Origin of the sequence: Paraburkholderia sp. RL17-380-BIE-A (assembly GCF_046028085.1) — a bacterium.
GTDB lineage: Bacteria > Pseudomonadota > Gammaproteobacteria > Burkholderiales > Burkholderiaceae > Paraburkholderia.
Map to the genome: position 1 here is coordinate 1 of NZ_JARESQ010000024.1, position 17311 is coordinate 17311.

The window sequence follows — 17311 nt, forward strand, 5'->3', positions numbered from 1 at the left end:
CGCATTCATCGGGGGTTGGCTGGGTGGGGCACTAGGATTACACCTGGGTAGCGGCATAATCGGGTCACTGATTACAGCTCTTATTGGGGCCGTTATTCTGCTTGCCATCCTGCGCCTTTTCAGCGGGGGTAGAGGGCGCGCCCTCTGACAGTACGAACACGGGTATCAGTTGTTTCCGGCCTATCTGTGGTTTTATGACGATAGGCTTTTGCGGAAGCTTTGGTGCCGTAAAGCGTTCCGGGCGACCTGACCCGCACTCCGATCGACTGAATGTTTTCGCCTGACCTGTCAGTCATCCGGAACTGCCGGGCGGCGAGATTTTGCCTCGTCGATACGTGTGACTCGAGAAGGCGCTGACGCTCTATCAATTTACAGTCTTATCCGAGTACGCGATGCCGGTGAAATCACCCGAACCAATATACAACCGGAGCAAACCTGTATGAGCGACGCGCGTGGCGCTCCTCTTGAGGTTTGTTCAACGCCTGCCCACACGCGTCGTCGTAAGCTCACGCGCTAGCAGACAAGCGCAGGCGTCGAACAAACCCAAACGACAAGCGTCTGTCATCGCCGTTGTCATCTGCAAAGTGACGATGTAGCGGTATTCACACGCCTTCTTGGTACTGCAGGCAACTCGCACAAGCTCGGTGGCAACGGCACAGATTACGACCTGTGCGTGCCGTCATGTCAGCATCGAACGGATCCGAAGTGGCGACGCCCGATGCTGCTCGACGCCGCCAATCTGCAGGTCCAGATACCGATTAGCACGCCCGGCTTGCGAGCCACGCGCTCCCGTCGTCTTCACGACGAGCGACGTGGCTGTCTCCTGGAGGAAGCTATTTCCCGCTTACCAGTTCCTTTGTCCGCTGGGTGATGGCAGACAGGCCTTTTTCCACGATCTCCTGCCAGTCGCTGGAGACCACGACCTGCTTGGATTCGCTAACGCGAGTCTTGACGGTCTGAGCACCATGAAGAGCACCGATATCGCCTGACAGTTGCAGTTCTGACTTCTGATTCGTTGTAATGGACCAGAAGCCGGGCTGGAACCATGCCCAGAAATCGATTAATTGTGCTGTCACCGGAGCGGCGGCGGCAAAGTTGGGGTCACCCTGCTTCACGACAATGTAACCCGCCTCCTGAAAGCCCGTGGCCAATGCGCTTTCAACGAGGCCGGAGGCCGTCTTGCCTTCGGGAAGCACCACATCGCCGAGTGCTTTGCCATAACCGTTTCTTTTCCTGCCGATCGCGCGAGCTTTCGACGCATCGCTAGAATCTTCATCAGGATCCAGTGATGCCATGTCGGCGCTGGGGGGCTTGACCGTAAAAATGCGTTTGTCCTGAACGGAATCAATTCGCACGTACTTGCCCGTCGTGGGGTTCGTGCCTTGAGGCGCGGAAACATCGACAGTTGTCCGGCCGAGCGCGCATCCGGCGAGGATGGACGCGGCGAGGCTATAGATTGCGATTCGACCCAACATCTTATTGTTTTGCTCCTGGTGGATTATTCTGGTTGCCAAGTCCAACGTTTGACGATGCCCAGCCGCAAAATGCACGCGCTGGTAATCCTGCGAGATCGGACGCATCGCTGCCAGCGCCGAGACGCTAGTTCATTTTGGCCCGGTGTCTTTTGTTGGAAATTCGCAGAGTACGCGTTCAGACCACGTCATTTGGAATAACGGCTTGTCATTGGAAATCTGAAGGTCGATATCGGGAAGGGCAGTCAGCACAAGAACCGCGGTCACGGGCCTGGGCAAGGTTGAGGCTCCTCTCCCGTACCGGCACACGTCAACGGGACTGCTGTCCCCTAAGGGTCGGTTTGGACAGCCGGAGCACTAATAAGCTGCCGCTAAAGCGCCGGTAGCGCGACCGGTGGCTGCGGGTCGGCTTCTGCCTTTCGCATACGCGCCTTGAACCTCGAATCATCAGGGCGCGCGAGGGACCGGGCGCGAGCACGAAAAGTCATTCGCCTCCACCAGAAGTCGGCCGGTTGAATCCGCCTTCCGAATGCGGCCGTTTGATCGGCATGCTCGCGGCACACACACGCCGCACGGAGCCTGAATCTCGTTCTGGCTCAGACGTTGGTCAAATGGTTGCTCGCCGTTGGAGCAATTTGGCGGCCTTCGTTTTTGCAGTGCCGCGGCGCCTTATATCAGCATGCAGCGCAAACCATAACCAACGATCCCGGGAAACATCTGTTGCTAAATCCCGCATTAATCTGAACGGCTTTGGGCCGTTAGCTAGGGAGTGACCTCGCGCACACCGTACCCTATTAGCTTGACGTGCATGCGTCGGCCCACATTCACACCTTCTATCGCCATGATCAGAAATTTAAGCATTCGTGCCCGCCTAGCGCTGGCGATGAGTTTTCTTGGAATGCTGCTAGTCACTGGTGGCATCATCGGTGTCGTTGGCGTGGCAATTGGCAACAACGATGTGAAGGAGCTGTATTCCAGCCGGCTGGCATCTTCAGAGGCTCTCGGTCAGGCAAACGTAGCACTCTCGAGAACCCGTCTGTGGCTGTATCGCGTCGCGCTCGACCCGGCCAGTCCAGATGTGCCCAAGGAAACTCAGACCGCCCGAGATCTGCTCACCGCATCGAAGAGGGCGTGGGATACGTATCGCACGCTGCCGTTTTCCAGCCCCGATGAAGCACACCGTGCGGCCGACGCGAATGCAAAGTTCGACGCATTCGTCGCAAACGGTCTGGAACCGATGTTCAGCGCCATTGCCACTCGTGATGCGGCAAAGATGCTCGAGGTCTGGCTGCATGTACCGCCGTCGTTGTTTATCGATGTGTCCGACGGCATGGATTCACTCGAACAGATTCAAGTCGCGGCTGCGAGGGCGACGTTTGATGCCGCGCAAGCACGCTTCCACCTGTTCGTTGGTATAGCAATCGCCGGTAGTGTCGTAGCGCTTGGTGCGGCGGCGCTCGCATGGTGGTCGCTGCAGCGGGCGATCGGCAGGCCGTTGACCCAGGCACTGTCCCACTTCGGGGCAATTGCCGACGGGGATCTGACCACACTGGTCGAGGTCCACTCGGGGGATGAAATGGGGCAACTGATGACTGGCCTGCAGACGATGCAAAGCAAACTGGTTCAGACAATCAGAATCGTGCGAGAGGGATCGCGGTCGATCGACACCGCCGCACATGAAATTTCGGCCGGTAATATGAACCTGTCGCAACGTACCGAAGAACAGGCCGCGTCGCTAGAGGAGACCGCCTCGTCCATGGAAGAACTGACTTCGACGGTTCGCCAGAACGCCGACAACGCGAAGCAGGTAAACCAGGTGGTGAGCAGTACGGCAATGCTAACCGAGCAGGGCAATCAGGCGACGCAGGATGTCGTCCAGACGATGCGGGGTCTATCCGACTCTTCCGGCAAGATTGCCGAAATTACAGGCGTAATCGAAGGGATTGCCTTTCAGACCAATATCCTGTCTTTGAATGCGGCCGTGGAAGCGGCACGCGCAGGCGAGCAGGGGCGCGGGTTCGCGGTGGTCGCCAGCGAAGTGCGCTCATTGGCCCAACGCAGCGCCACGGCGTCAAGGGAGATCAAGGCGCTCATTACGGATTCGCTGAGCCGCGTTGAAACCGGTGCGCAGCAGGCGGATCGCGCAACCCGGACCATGGCAGAAATCCTGACTTCTGTGCGAAGAGTCAGCGACCTGATCGGCGAAATTGCCGCCGCGTCTGAAGAACAGTCAAAGGGTATCGAACAGGTCAATCGTGCGGTTGCGCAAATGGATCAGGCGACCCAGCAGAACGCGGCGCTGGTCGAGCAAGCATCAGCGGCGGCGCTATCGCTCAAAGAGCGGGCGGGACAGCTGGAGACTACTGTCTCAGTATTTCGTGTCGGTGCCGTCAAAGATCCCGAAGGTGGTTACGCCCCTAGAGTGAGTAGCTAGAAGTCGCCGGAAGCTGGGGGTCACAAGACAATATGTCGTACCGAATGGCCTTTGTACCGCGTCGTGTCGAAAAAGTCGGGGACGCGTTTTTTACTGCCGCAAAATCGAATATCGTTTAATCAAAATAGGGCTCCAATACCCTCTCGATCCAATTCATAAAAGCCCGGACGCGTTGCGACAGGTTACGCCGATGTGCCACGACGAGCGACGCGGCAAGAGACTCAGGACGTAGGTCCGGCAGAATCTCCACTAGCGCGCCACGTTCGATGTGATGCACAAGCGCCGAATATCCCGCCTGAATCAACCCGATGCCGGCAAGCCCTGCTGCATGATAAGTCTGCACGCTGTTGACCTGCATCGCGCCCGGCAACGTAAGCGTCGCGTATCCATCGCCGTCAGGATATTCCCATCCAGCAAGCTTGCCGCCGAGCGTGCGCGTGTAATGAACCATCTGGTGCCCCTGGTCGCGCAGATCGTCGAGCGTGTGCGGTATGCCGTACCGTGCCAGATAGCTCGGACTCGCCGCATTGATCATGCGCAGCTTGCCAAGCGGTCGGGCAATCAGCGTCTCGTCGACGATCGGACCCAGCCGCACCACGCAATCGAACCCTTCCTGAACGAGATCGACACGCCGATCGGTGCTGGACACTTCCAGTTCCAACTCTGGATGCGCCGCCATCAGTTGAGGGAGTGCGGGAATCACGACGCTTTGTGCCAACTCGGTTGGCATGTCGACGCGCAACTTTCCCCGTAGTGGTGCGCCGTTACTCGCGAACATTGACTGCAATTCTTCTACTTCGGCCAGCAGGTCGCGTGCGCGTGAATAAAAGGCGCGTCCATCTTCGGTGAGTTGCACACTTCGCGTGGTCCGATGCAGGAGGGTGACCCCCACATCCCGCTCAAGCGCACTGACCACCATAGAGACACGTCCTTTCTGGATACCGAGGCTTTCGGCTGCACGCGTGAAGCTCGCCATTTCAGCGACACGTGAAAAAATCAGAAGTGCATCCAGGTTTTGCATTGTTCACCTGAGGAGTAACGGAGCGTTATGTTTGACGTCATTTATAGCTCAATTGCGACTCAGTAGACTAGCTTCTCGTGTCGTCCACAGGACAACCTGAACGAATGGGAGCGACGGCGGCTGGATGATCGATCATCAGGACGCGAGCAGAATCCCCTCCATTTCAGGGTCGGCACGTCGAATTAGGACAGGCTACTGCATACCCACACCTTATACGTGGGCGATTGCCAGCACGCACCCAGCGTTGAATTGAATGCGCTTACCACACCAGAGAGATAAACATGCCAAAAGGTTATCTGATCGCACACGTCAGCATTTCGGATGCAACCGTTTACGCCGCCTATGCAAAAGCCGCAGGCGATGCAATGAAGAATTTCAGCCCGAAGGTCATTGCGTCCTCGGGACAGTATGAAATTCTCGAAGGCGAAGCACACGAGCGGCATGTGATCTTTGAGTTCGATTCGTTCGCCGACGCCAAGCGTTTCTACGAGAGCCCCGAGTACCAGGCGGCCAAAGCGCTCCGCGCCGGAGCAGCGGCCGGGACGTTTGTCATTCTCGAAGGGACTTCATAACTCTGAGCGCGAAGCGCTCGAACACCAGGCCCACCGCTTCGACCAGGCGGCAGGCATTCACACGAATCCCTGCCTCCGCTCTTTTGGGGCGACACAGTGTGCGAAAGCGGGAAATAAAGCTTGCCGACGCATTACATTAAGATGCCTAACTAATTCACTGAATCTAAATCCATTCAAGTTTCTCCCCGACGACCTTGACCCCTACCACCCACACCCCACGACGCCAGAATCGCGGGCATCGCCATCAGCGAATCGATCAAACCATCACACTCCAGCGCCGCCGACCCCGCCGGCCCGGCATAGCCATAGCTTACGATGAACACCGGCAGACCGGCCGCTCGCGCGGCACTCACATCGACCGGCGAATCACCAACCAATACGCTGTGCTCAGGTTCCACGTCGAGCAGCCGGCACGCGTGCCACAGCGGTTCGGGATCGGGCTTCATTTTGTCGATAGAATCCCCCGCAACCACCACATCGAGGTAGCGGGCGAGCCCCGTTGCGAGCAGCAGTGGCGCGGCGAGTTCCTTCGGCTTGTTGGTCACGCAGGCAAGCCGGTATCCAAGCCGCTGCAACTCGCGGAGCCCACTCCCCACATCGGGAAAAACGCGGCCGAGGCGTCCATTGGTCTGCGCGTAGTGGCGATGGAACACATTCACCGCATGTTCGGCGTCGACGCGCCGAGCCAAACCGGCTGCTTCCAGCGAGCGTCGAACCAGATTGGGCACGCCCTTGCCGATAAAGCCGCTGACAGTCGCGAACGGCAAGGGCGCCGAACGGAACTCGTCGAGCATCTGGCTGACTGCTTCGACGATGTCCGGCGCGGTGTCGACCATCGTGCCGTCGAGATCGATCAGTACGGCTTTGGGTCGCATGCCTCTCACGAGAAGTTCCTGATGCATGCTCAGGCCGACTCGGTCAGCGCGTGGCGATGCCAATGACGCAAGGTGGCCAGATCGACCCAGCGAGCCTCTTCATTCGGGACCAACGAAGGAATCGGCGCGTGCGGCTCACCCAAGTCGGGCAGCACGGCCAACGCGCCGTCGAAGTCATCCTGCGACGTGTATGCGGTCGGTGTCACGATCGTAGGAACGCCGGCCGCGCGTGCCGCGCGCAGACCATTCGATGAGTCCTCGAAGGCAACGCAGTCCGAACCTTTGAGCCCGAGTTGCCGAAGCACGTCGAGGTAGACCTCGGGCGAGGGCTTCTTCTCGTGGGTCGTGCCGGCATCGCAGATTGCGGAGAAGCGGGTCCGCCACGCGGGTCCGAACGGTGTTTGCAGTAGTGCATCGAGGTTTGCGGGGGTCGTGGTCGTGGCGATCGCGACTGGAATGGCGGCAGCATGCGCCTCGGCAATCAGTCGCGCAATGCCTGGCCGCAACGGCAAACCGCCATTGCGCACGCGCTCTGCGTAATGGCGCGTCTTGATCGCATGCACGGCGTCGATCACGTCGCTCACGCGCGTGCCGTCCGCTTCTTCCAGATCGGCGACGTGCCAGTAATGCAGCAGGCGCTCCTTACCGCCCGCCACCTTCAAAAGGCGCGTGTAAAGGGGCTCGTCCCAGAACCAGTCGAGACCCGCTTCGGCGAATGCGGCATTGAAGGCCTGCAAATGAGCGGTCTCGGTATCGGCAAGCGTGCCGTCGACGTCGAAGATCAAGGCTTGCATGGTCCGGTGCTCCTGGTTTCATGCAGCCACGATAGCGGAGCCGGATGCCGATTTGAATTCAGAGATTCTTTGGACTTCGTTAAGGCATCCTTTATGTGAACGTGGCATGCGCCGCGCGGCGGCGCGAACGCAAGACAGCGCAAGGCAGCGCAAGTGCGGTGGTCTTCACTTCTTCGCCCGGGGATCAGTCACGAAGCCGATTTTCGTCAGCCCTCCGGCCTGTGCAGCCGACATCACGTCGGCGACGCGCTCGTAGGGCACTTTGCGGTCGGCCCGTAAATGCAGTTCGGGTTGAGGTTTCGCGCGAGCAGCCTCGGCGATCCTCGCGCGTAAAACATCGTCCGCCACGGCATGGCCGTCCCAGAGAATCGAGCCATCCGCCTGCACGGCGACGTCGAGATGCGCGGGTTTGAGATTGTCCGGCTGGCTGCTCGCTTGCGGAAGATCGATTTTCACCGCGTGCTGCATGGCCGGAATGGTGACGAGAAAGATGATCAGCAGCACCAGCATCACGTCGACAAGCGGCGTCATGTTGATTTCGCTCATCAGGCCGCTTTCGTCGTCGTCGGAGAACGGGGTCATTGCCATTTGAGCGCTCCATCGCGTGTGTCGTCGCTCGTGCCGTCATTCGCTCCGCCCGCCACCAGGGGTGCACCGCGCGGCACGATGCGCATGTCAGGACCGGTACTCGACGGCAGTTGCGAACCGGTTACGAAATACGCGTGCAGTCCATGCGCGAAACGCTTGAGTCTCGTCACGATCGACTTGTTCGCGCGTGTCAGGCCGTTATATCCCAGCACCGCCGGTATCGCCACGAACAGGCCGAAGGCCGTCATGATCAGCGACTCGCCGACCGGTCCGGCGACATGATCGATCGACGTCTGTCCCGTCTCGCCAATCAGGATCAACGCGTGATAAATGCCCCAGACGGTCCCGAACAGCCCCACGAAGGGCGCGGTGCTGCCGATCGACGCCAACACTGCGAGGCCGCTTTGCATGCGTGCAATGGCGTCGTCCATCGTGTCCTGCAGGCGGCGCGTAATCCAGTCGGATACGTCGATGCGGTCGTGCAGATGCGATTGCGTCTGCTGATGGTGGGCAGCGGCTTCCTCGCCGGCGAGAGCGAGCGCGAGAAGCGGATTGTCGCGGGGAGTCGACCCCGATGCGTGCGCGCCGAGGCTGCGCAATCCGTCTTCGAAACGATCGGCTTTCCAGAATTGCGCTTCGGCCTGGCGCGTCACGCGCTTGATCCGCATGATGGTCCATAGCTTGATGAGGATCACCGTCCACGACAGGACGGACATGATCAGCAGCGCGCTCAGAATGCAGCGCGTGATGATATCGCCGTTTTCCCAGACATTTGCGAGGCCATAGTGTTGCATGGTGTTTTCCTTTGACTCGGAGACAGGCTACTCGGCCAATCCGAAGATAAACGATTCCGAATAAGCGGCACGCACCGCTTCGCCGTTTTCCCGGTAGGGTTGGCACGCTCCCGCATGGATCGCAGCGAGCGCCGCGTCGTCGAGCCGGGGATAGCCACTGCTCTTTTGAACTTGAGCGGTTTCGATGTGGCCGCTCAGGCCTACCACGAATCGGACGATCGCAGTGCCGCTTTCACCGCGGCGCTTCGATACCTCGGGATAGTCCGGCTTGGGGATAGCGCAGTCGACGTGCGACACGCTCCTTGGGGTACTCGATGCAGGCACGGTGCGCTCGCCAGCGGTTGCAGAAGCATTCGCCGCCGGTGCTGCGGGGGATGGCGCAGCGGCAATGGGCGCAACCACCGGTGCAGGCGAGCGCGCGGAGTCGCCGGATGGCGACGGCACGCTCGGCGCCGGCGCTGCGCTCGCGCGCGGCGGCTTGGGATGAGGCTGCGGCAGGAGTTTGCTGCGTACTGCGGGGTGCGCGGCTTGCGGCGCGGCAACAGCGGCGGCCGGAGCGGGCACGGCAGGCTGAACAGGCGCGACAGGTTCGACAGGTTCGACAGGTGCAAGGACTTGCGAGTCATCCCTCAACAGCATCGCGACGATGGGCGTCGCTTCGAGCGTTCGCTCGACTGTCCTGTCTCGCGTCGCCAACACCCACCCAAGCAAGCCCGCATGAGCGGCGATGACGGCGCCCAGCGCCATGACGATACGACGCCGCGATGCCGTATCGATCGCGGTGTATCCAGCCGTCGCCATTGCACGTTCGAGCATTGCGGTCGAGGCCTCGCATTGGCCACCTCCGCGCTCATTTTCCACCCCTACAGCGCGTTTTAGTACTGCCGCTGGTCTCACCGAGTCAATTCGGGAAAATCTCCTGCCCGATGTGCGTTGTCAAACGATCCTCCGATGAACTACTTTGCTTGAATGGCGCGAGCTTTCGCGGCGTAGCGATTTCACTACGGAGTACAACAATGCTGGAGACAAGCTTTCGTATCACAACACCAGGACGGTCCCTCGCTTTCGCTGTCACCACCCTGGCCACCGCCGTTGCGGCGCTTGCGCTCGCCGCGAGTACCGCCTACGCGGCGGCCCCAATAGCCTACGTGACCAGCGAGAAGGCCGGTGTCGGCGTGATCGATCTGGATCAGATGACGTTGACGAAGACGTTTCCGGTCGGCGCCGACGGCCCGCGCGGCCTGAGTCTGAATGCGGATGGCACACGGCTTCTCGTGGCGAACAAGAATACCGGTGACCTGGCGGTGATCGACACGGCTTCGGGTCAGGTCGTCCAGCGTGTGAAGATCGGCAAGAACCCGGAATTTGTGCGCGTGCACAACGGCTACGCGTACGTGACCTACGAGCCCGGCGAAGACGGCGGCCCACCCGCCGCCAAAGGCAAGCCAGGTGCTGATAGCCCGCCCGCCGCCAACGGCAAGCCGGGCGCCGACGACGATGACGCCAACAAGCCGCCCGCGGAAATCGCGATCGTCGATATGAAGACCTGGCGCGTGATTCGTTCGGTCACGAGCGGCCACGAAACCGAGGGGATCGAATTTTCGCGCGACGGCAACACCATGCTTGTCACCAATGAGGGCGACGATACGGTCTCGGTCTATCACGTCCGCACGGGCGCGCCGGTCCGAACCGTGAAGCTCGCGGCAGGCGGCCGGCCGCGCGGCATCCGCCTGTCACCCGACGGCAAGGACTATGTCGTCACGCTCGAATCGCTGAGCAAGTTCGTGGTGATCGATGCGCGCACATTCCAGGTCGTGAAGACCGTCGATACGAAGCTCGGCCCGTACGGCGTAGCGTTCGGACCGGATGGCAAGCGTCTTTTCGTCGCCGCGGCGCGCGACAAGACGGTGCAGGTGTTCGACGGGCACAGCTACGAGCATGTCGCCGACGTGCCGGTGGGCCAGCGCTGCTGGCACTTCAGCTTTACGCCGGACGGCGCGAAACTGCTGGTGGCATGTGGCCGCTCCGATGCGGTCTATGTGCTCGATGCGCAGAATTATCAGCCGATCAAGCAGATCGGCGAACTGCCGTTGGCGTGGGGCATCGTCACGTATCCGCATAGCGACGGCTCGATCGAATCGCATTGAGCGCGTTGCCAGTGAGCCGATCGACGCGTCGGTCGGTTCACGCGCATTACGCGTTACTTCCACGCGTAGTGCAGCCCGACCCAGAAACCGCGCGGCGCGCCCGGCCCGACGAACTGCTCGTTGATCGGGTTGGCGCCGTCGAACGTATGGTTCGGGCCGTTGAAGAAGTTCTCGCCGAGCGCGCCGAAGCTCGCATAGCGTTTGTCCAGCAGGTTCGTGATGCTCGCGAAGACCTGAAGCTGTTTGGTCACCTGGTACGAGGTGTCCAGATCGATCAGCAGGTAGCCCGCGATCTTGCCGTTCACATCCTGGTTGTTCTCGTCGCCCTGCGCATAGACGCTGCCGCGCCAGGTCAGGTTCGTGCCGATGTTCCACTTCGCGGTGGCCGCGTAGTCGAGTTGCAGCTTGACGGTGTTCGCCGGGATACTGGGAATATGATCACCCGACTTGACGGTGATGTTGCCGTTCTGATCCGCACTGGAATTGCTCGGACTGCTTTCGGTCCAGCTCGACCGGTAGGTCGCGTCGACGTAGCTGTAGCTGGCCGTAACGGCGAGCGGCCCGAGCTGGCTGTGTCCTGAGAGTTCGAGGCCTTGACGGCGCGTGCGGCCGACATTCTGAAAGAAGCCCTGGTTGCTGGTGGCGCCATTGGTGCTGATGAACTCGATATCGTTGTCGAGTGTCGTGCTGTAGACGGCCGCGCTCCAGGTGGTCGCCTGGCCTATCCGTCCACGGGCGCCGATTTCAAAGGTCTTCGAGATCACCGGCTGGAGCGACGGATCCGACACGAAGTCGTTCGGCAGTGAGCAGGGCGCGGACGGATCCGCACAGGCCAGTTCGATGGCGGTCGGCGAACGCATGCCTTCGTTATAGGTGGCATAGGCCGTGAATGCGGAAGTCGGATTCCAGTTGATGCCGATCGCCGGATTGAAGCGGGAAAATGTATGGTGGCCGTCGAGCTGAGGCTGCGTGCCGCTCGAGTCGCCGATCGTGGCGTCTGCCCAGTTATAGCGGCCGGCGAGCGTCAGCGTCCATTGCTTCGTAAGCGACAAGGTATCCTGCAGATAGATGCCGTAGTTTCCGTTATGCGTTTTCGCCGCGGTTTCCTGTTCGAAATCGCCGATGCCGATGGTCGCGCGTGAAGCGGTGAACACCGCATTCTGGGAAGACTGGGTGTACCGGGAGTTGGCGATATCCGCGGATATACCCGCGACGAACTGGTTCTCCATCCCACCGAGCTTGCCGAGCAGCGTGAGTTGCAGGCTCGCGCCATAGCTGTCGGTCGAGACGATCGATCTTTCGTTGGTCGCCTGGGTCGTATCGACGTTGCCGTCGTCGTCCACCGCGCCGAAATTCGGATTGGTGTTGCTGCTGACGTTGTCGTTGCGGAAGTGCCGGTAATAGACGTTGCCGCTCAGCTCGACATGATCGTTGAAGTAATGATCGCCCGACAGCGTCGCGTAGGCGGCGCTGTTCAGATTCTGGTCGGGATAGGTATAGGGCTGCTTTGGATTGCCGAGGAATGAGCGCGGAATGGTCTGCGTGCCGTGCAGATCGTTGTCCGCGCCGCCGCCCGAGAACGACAGCGTCGTATCCGCGTCGGTATAGCGCAGCTTGCCGAATGCCTGCCGCACGCGGCTGGAATTCTGCTCCGCCCAGCCGTTGTCGGTGGTCGCGTTGCCGGTCACGTAGTAATCGAGATTCTGACCGATGGTGCCGCCCTGTTCGATCTGGGCGGACTTGCGGCCCCAGGAGCCCACTTGCACCTCGGCCTCGCCGCCGGGGCTCGTCTTGCCGTTCTTCGTCGTGATCGCGATGGCGCCGCCCAGCGTGTTGAGACCGTAGGTCGGGTTCGAACCGGGAATCAGCTGGATCGTATCGATCGCCTGTTGCGGCAGCAGGTCCCAGTTGACCACGTCGCCGAACGGCTCGTTCACGCGCACGCCGTCGACGAACACGGAAAGGCCTTGCGGCGTGCCGAGCAAAGGCGACGCGGTGAAGCCGCGATAATTGACGTTGACCTGATAAGAATTGCCCTGCGCATCGGCGATATCGACACTCGGCAGGTTCGTCGCGAAGTAATCGGTGAGCGTGCTGCGGTGCTGTTGTTCGAGATCCGGTGCGTGAACGGTCTGCACATTGGCGGGCACTTGCGAGAGCGGCGTGCCGATACCGAGAAGCGGCGTGGTGCCGACGATGACGATCGGCGCGAGCTTCACCGTATCAGCCTCCGGATTCGCGCCGGCCGGCGCGGCGGCCGACGCCGCTGAGGGCGTGGCCGCTTCCGTCTGGGCCCACGCCGAAACGGACAAACTCGCGAGGGCGCCGCCGAAGCAGAGCGTGAGACCGGCCCGCCGGCGCAAACGTGGCAAGTCCGGTAAGCGAGATGCGCGGTGCGCGCTGGATGGCGTGTTCATCGTTCTGTCTCCGGCCGGATCGACGCTATCTTCATGAGCGCCACCGCGTTGCGGCGTGCGTAGCGCTTTCTTTCTGTGTGTGCAAAGCTTCGCATACGCCGGCGCGCGAAACCCGGGAGCTTTTCCCGATATCGCGGGGAAGCGTTCCCAAACGCGCTGCAACACAGCGCTGTGTGCAATCGGTCTGAGTAGAATGCAAACGTGACGAATGCAAACGTGATGGCTAGCGACCCCTCGAACCCTTCTTCAGTGCGCTCCGTACCACCGCATTCGGCGGTGTGGCGTGACCTTGCGTGGGTGTTTGCGCTGTCGATGCTCGCCGCCGTGCTGAGCGCGAGGTTCGATTTCAGCGAGCACGCGTACCGCTGGACGCGGGGCCTCGAGCGTTTCCAGCTCGACGAATTGCCGGGCACGCTGTGCGTGCTCTCCATCGGCCTCGCGTGGTTTGCATGGCGCCGTTACCGCGACGCGCGCCGCGAACTGAGCCGGCGCTGCGCACTGGAAGAGCAGGCTGAGCGCCTGCTCGCCGACAACCGGCGTCTCGCCAATCAGGCGCTGCAAGCAGAGGAACTGGAGCGCCGCCATCTGGCGCGCGAGCTGCACGATGAGCTAGGCCAGTACCTCAACGCAATCTCGCTCGACGCCGCGCGCATCCGCGATTTGTCCAGCACACGCGAGCCGGAGATACATCGCGTCGCGCTCGGCCTCATGCAGAGCGCGAGCCACGTCTATCGGCAGATTGGCGGCATGATCCGGCGACTGCGGCCGATCGGCCTGGATGAGTTCGGTTTGCCGAGCGCGCTGGAGCATTGCGTCGACGGCTGGCGTGAGCGTCTGCCGGACGCGTCGTTCTCGCTGACGATCGAAGGGGACTTTGCCGGTCTGAGCGACGCGCTGACCATCACGCTTTACCGGCTCGTGCAGGAAGGGCTGACCAATGTGTCGAAGTTTGCCCGCACTGCACGCGTGGAAGTGTTCATGGTGCGTGCCCCACGCGAGTCGCACGAAGGGCATGACGCCGGGCTCATCGATGAAATCGTCGTCACCATGGCCGACGACGGCCCCGGCGTCGACCTCGACAAGCCGCGCGGCGGGCTCGGCCTGATCGGCATGCGCGAGCGGGTCGAGGCGCTAGGCGGCGAGTTTCACGTGGCGAGCAAGCCGGAAGGCGGTTTCCTGTTCTGCGCGCGGGTGCCCGCTCACGCAGGGCTTGCCGAACCGGTGAACTGAAGCCCGAGGCGGCTCGCCATCTGGGCGAGCTGCACGCCATTGTCGGCGCCGAATTTCTGCCGGATCACGGACTGATGATTGGCCACGGTCTTCTGGCTCAACCCCAGTTTCTCGGCAATGCTCGGCAGCGTATAACCTTGCACGAGCAGTCGCAGCACTTCGAACTCACGCGCCGACAACTGCCGTCCTGGCGGACCTTCGCTGAACGCGTTGCGCAGCGCGAGCGCCTGCGAGATATCCGGGCTCAGATAACCGGCGCGCCGGGCGATGGTGCGCACCGCCTCCACCAGCACGTCGGGGGCGCTCGCCTTGGTCACGTAGCCGAGAGCGCCCGCATCGAGCGCGCGGCGCACGAAAATCGCGTCCTCATGCACGCTGAAGATCAGCACGCGAGCGTCCGGCTCGCGCGCGAGCATACGGCGCATCGCTTCGATGCCGCTGGCGCCCGGCAACGATACGTCCATTACCACCACGTCCGGGCGCAGCGCGCAGAAACGCTGATAGGCCTGACTGGCGTCGGCGGCCTCGCCGCACACATGCACGTCGGCATTCTGTTCGAGCAGACGCCGGTAGCCCTCGCGCACCACCGCGTGATCGTCGACGAGCAAGACGGAAATGTCTCCCGCTGTCATGGTCAGCCTCCTGTGCCGCCGTGTTCGCCGGTCTTCCCGCATGCCGCAACGGACGCCAGCTTGCGCGAGTTGGCGTCGTTGCGAAACAGGATCGGCTGCTCGCGCGGTTCAACTGCGGCGGCCGCGCGCCGCGCCACGTTCACCACCTTCAAGACGGTGTCATGCGACGGCGACTTGTCGCAGACGGGGTCGGCATTGGCCGCATCGCCGGTGAGTAGATACGCCTGGCAACGACAGCCGCCGAGGTCGCGTTCCTTTTCGTCGCAACTGCGGCACGGCTCTTTCATCCACGCGAGGCCGCGAAAGCGGTTGAAGGCGTCGCTCTCGTACCAGATTTCGCGCAGCGGCGTGTCTTTGACATTCGGCAGCACGAGTCCGGGCAGACTGCGTGCGGCGTGGCAGGGGAGCGCAGCGCCGTCTGGCGCAACGCCGAGAAACACTGCGCCCCAGCCGTTCATGCAGCGCTTCGGGCGTCGTTCGAAATAGTCCGGCACGACGAAGAAAATCTTGCAGCGCTCGCCCTGCGTGCGGCGGTAGCGTTCGACTACCGCTTCGGCTTCGTCGAGCTGTTCCTGAGTCGGCATCAACTGCGCTTCGTTCTGATGCGCCCAGCCGTAGTACTGCGTGTTGGCGAGCTCCAGGTATTCGGCGCCCATCGCGAGCGCCATCTCGATGATCTTGTCGACGTGCGGCAGGTTATAGCGATGCAGCACGCAGTTGAGCACCATCGGAAAGCCGTGCTGTTTGATCGATGCGGCGACGCGCTGTTTCAGATCGAAGGTTCGGGTGCTGCTCAGGAAGTCGTTCAGTTCCTGCGTCGAATCCTGGAAAGACAACTGGATGTGGTCGAGGCCGGCCGCTTTCAGGTCGCCGAGCCGCTTATCGGTGAGACCGACGCCGGAGGTGATCAGATTCGTATAAAAGCCGAGCTTGCGCGCCTCGGCGACCAGCACTTCGAGATCATCCCGCACCAGCGGCTCGCCGCCTGAAAACCCCAGTTGCGCGGCGCCGAGCGCGCGTGCCTCGCGCAGCACGCCGATCCATTGTTCGGTGCTCAACTCGCGGCTGTGATCCGTATAGTCGACCGGGTTGTAGCAGAACGCGCAGTGCAGCGGGCAGCGGTAAGTCAGTTCCGCGAGCAGCCAGAGCGGCGGCGCCACACCGTCCGGCGTTGCTTGAGGTTGCGCCGCGGCTGCAGGTTGTGAGAGATCGGTCATCGCGCTACTCCAGCCAGCCGCGCAACTGCGCGTCGGCAACGAACGCCCGCACGTCCGGACCCAGCCCGGTCGTGTTGAACGCCTGCTCCAGGTCGGCGATCAGAGCGTTCATATCGCGCGTGCCGTCGCAACGTTTGAGGATTTCCGCCGCGCTCTGATTGAGCTTCACCATCCCTTCCGGGTAGAGCAGAACGTGCGCGTTCTGAGCGGGCTCCCATTGCAGACGAAAGAGCTTGTTGATGGTCGGACGATCGGCGGTTTGCATGGCGCCGCCGGCGCGTGGCAGGTCGTTCATTGCGGAAAGGCCTTTTCGATCGAATCCAGCATGGTCCACAGGATATCGAGCTTGAATTGCAGGATCTCCAGCGCGCGTTCCTGTTGTTCGCGCCGTGTGAAATGATCGAGCGTGACCGCGAGCCCGTGCTCCACGTCGCGTTGCGCGAGCGAGATGCGCGAGCGGAAATACGCGAGGCCTGACGACTCGATCCACGGATAGTGTTCCGGCCAGGTCGCGAGCCGGTCGCGATGAACCTGCGGCGCGAACATTTCCGTGAGCGACGAGCAGACCGATTCCTGCCACGGCGCGCGGCGCGCGAAATTGACATAAGCGTCAACGGCGAAGCGCACGCCGGGCGTCACCTGTTTCAGCGACCACAGGTCGTCGCGCGAGAGGCCGACCGCGTCGCCCAGGCGCGCCCATGTTTCGATGCCGCCTTCCTGATCGCCATAGCCGTCGTGGTCGAGAATGCGCAGCACCCAGCGGCGGCGTGTCTCGCGATCGGGGCAATTCGACAACACGGCCGCATCTTTGAGCGGAATATTGATCTGATAATAGAAGCGGTTTGCGACCCAGCCGCGTATCTGTTCGCGGGAGCAGCCACCGCTATTCATCTTCACATTGAACGGATGATGGATATGGTAAGCGGTGCCTTTCGCCCGCAACTGTGCTTCGAATTCTTCGCGGGTCCAGGCGGGACTGTCGCCCCGTCCGTTCGTCTGCGTGTCGTGCGGCGGCGCCGTGCCCAAAGTGTCTTTCGCGTTCATGCCGTCTCCGTTTTCTGCTTCATGGCTATGCTTTTGAATTGACGCTTCATAACCTGACTTCTGCAGTCATGCTT

The 17311-nt window shown here is 61.5% G+C and carries 17 protein-coding genes; 5 read left to right on the forward strand and 12 right to left on the reverse strand.

The annotated features are described in order from the left end of the window. The first annotated feature begins 7 nt into the window (after nt 1–7). Entirely contained in the window at nt 8–148 is a 141-nt protein-coding gene (locus tag P0D68_RS31005; RefSeq protein WP_408468799.1) for a GlsB/YeaQ/YmgE family stress response membrane protein, read from the forward strand. 685 nt (nt 149–833) lie between these two features. Here P0D68_RS31005 and P0D68_RS31010 read toward each other — a convergent pair. After that, nucleotides 834–1475, reverse strand: a complete 642-nt coding sequence (locus P0D68_RS31010; RefSeq protein ID WP_408184257.1) for a YajG family lipoprotein — start codon at nt 1473–1475, stop codon at nt 834–836. 838 nt (nt 1476–2313) lie between these two features. Here P0D68_RS31010 and P0D68_RS31015 point away from each other — a divergent pair. Further along, nucleotides 2314–3906 carry a methyl-accepting chemotaxis protein gene (locus P0D68_RS31015; RefSeq protein ID WP_408302562.1) on the forward strand — a complete coding sequence of 531 codons (1593 nt, stop codon included), beginning with the start codon at nt 2314–2316 and terminating at the stop codon, nt 3904–3906. A 115-nt stretch (nt 3907–4021) separates the two neighbouring features. Here the strand turns inward: P0D68_RS31015 and P0D68_RS31020 are convergent, their stop codons facing one another. After that, nucleotides 4022–4927: a LysR family transcriptional regulator gene (locus P0D68_RS31020; RefSeq protein ID WP_408184182.1), complete on the reverse strand. Its 906-nt coding sequence runs from the start codon at nt 4925–4927 to the stop codon at nt 4022–4024. 281 nt (nt 4928–5208) lie between these two features. Here P0D68_RS31020 and P0D68_RS31025 point away from each other — a divergent pair, with 281 nt between their 5' ends. Beyond that, nucleotides 5209–5499 (forward strand): DUF1330 domain-containing protein, encoded by a 291-nt coding sequence (locus P0D68_RS31025; RefSeq protein WP_408302565.1) that lies wholly within the window; start codon nt 5209–5211, stop codon nt 5497–5499. A gap of 173 nt (nt 5500–5672) precedes the next feature. Here P0D68_RS31025 and gph read toward each other — a convergent pair whose 3' ends face one another. The 5 genes from gph to P0D68_RS31050 form a co-directional block, all read right to left on the reverse strand. Further along, nucleotides 5673–6401 carry a phosphoglycolate phosphatase gene (gph, locus tag P0D68_RS31030; protein WP_408468795.1) on the reverse strand — a complete coding sequence of 243 codons (729 nt, stop codon included), beginning with the start codon at nt 6399–6401 and terminating at the stop codon, nt 5673–5675. Nucleotides 6402–6403: 2 nt separating this feature from the next. Continuing rightward, complete coding sequence (locus tag P0D68_RS31035; RefSeq protein WP_408302569.1) at nt 6404–7168, reverse strand: HAD family hydrolase; 765 nt, start codon at nt 7166–7168, stop codon at nt 6404–6406. Nucleotides 7169–7333: 165 nt separating this feature from the next. Beyond that, complete coding sequence (locus tag P0D68_RS31040) at nt 7334–7756, reverse strand: ExbD/TolR family protein (protein WP_408184186.1); 423 nt, start codon at nt 7754–7756, stop codon at nt 7334–7336. Continuing rightward, nucleotides 7747–8550, reverse strand: coding sequence for a MotA/TolQ/ExbB proton channel family protein (locus P0D68_RS31045; RefSeq protein ID WP_408302571.1), 804 nt, complete (start codon nt 8548–8550; stop codon nt 7747–7749). Before P0D68_RS31045 ends, P0D68_RS31040 begins: the two co-directional genes overlap by 10 nt. Before the next feature lie 27 nt (nt 8551–8577). Next, nucleotides 8578–9351, reverse strand: a complete 774-nt coding sequence (locus P0D68_RS31050; protein ID WP_408468796.1) for an energy transducer TonB — start codon at nt 9349–9351, stop codon at nt 8578–8580. A gap of 215 nt (nt 9352–9566) precedes the next feature. Here P0D68_RS31050 and P0D68_RS31055 point away from each other — a divergent pair, with 215 nt between their 5' ends. Beyond that, on the forward strand, nt 9567–10697 hold the full coding sequence (locus tag P0D68_RS31055; RefSeq protein WP_091803622.1) for a YVTN family beta-propeller repeat protein: 1131 nt from the start codon (nt 9567–9569) through the stop codon (nt 10695–10697). A gap of 53 nt (nt 10698–10750) precedes the next feature. Here the strand turns inward: P0D68_RS31055 and P0D68_RS31060 are convergent, their stop codons facing one another. Further along, nucleotides 10751–13114 carry a TonB-dependent receptor gene (locus P0D68_RS31060; protein WP_408302575.1) on the reverse strand — a complete coding sequence of 788 codons (2364 nt, stop codon included), beginning with the start codon at nt 13112–13114 and terminating at the stop codon, nt 10751–10753. 219 nt (nt 13115–13333) lie between these two features. Between P0D68_RS31060 and P0D68_RS31065 the strand changes: the two genes are divergently transcribed. After that, complete coding sequence (locus tag P0D68_RS31065; RefSeq protein WP_408302577.1) at nt 13334–14344, forward strand: histidine kinase; 1011 nt, start codon at nt 13334–13336, stop codon at nt 14342–14344. Here the strand turns inward: P0D68_RS31065 and P0D68_RS31070 are convergent. The 4 genes from P0D68_RS31070 to pqqC are packed head-to-tail and all read right to left on the reverse strand — an operon-like array spanning nt 14314 to nt 17237. Next, nucleotides 14314–14976 (reverse strand): response regulator, encoded by a 663-nt coding sequence (locus tag P0D68_RS31070; protein WP_091803612.1) that lies wholly within the window; start codon nt 14974–14976, stop codon nt 14314–14316. The genes P0D68_RS31065 and P0D68_RS31070 overlap by 31 nt on opposite strands. Nucleotides 14977–14978: 2 nt before the next feature. After that, the gene (gene pqqE, locus P0D68_RS31075) at nt 14979–16193 is read right to left on the reverse strand and encodes a pyrroloquinoline quinone biosynthesis protein PqqE (protein ID WP_091803609.1); all 1215 of its coding nucleotides are present in this window, start codon (nt 16191–16193) and stop codon (nt 14979–14981) included. 4 nt (nt 16194–16197) lie between these two features. Beyond that, nucleotides 16198–16488 (reverse strand): pyrroloquinoline quinone biosynthesis peptide chaperone PqqD, encoded by a 291-nt coding sequence (gene pqqD, locus P0D68_RS31080; RefSeq protein WP_408302580.1) that lies wholly within the window; start codon nt 16486–16488, stop codon nt 16198–16200. Then, complete coding sequence (pqqC, locus tag P0D68_RS31085) at nt 16485–17237, reverse strand: pyrroloquinoline-quinone synthase PqqC (protein WP_408184194.1); 753 nt, start codon at nt 17235–17237, stop codon at nt 16485–16487. The genes pqqD and pqqC overlap by 4 nt, the downstream gene beginning before the upstream one ends. Nucleotides 17238–17311 lie beyond the last annotated feature (74 nt).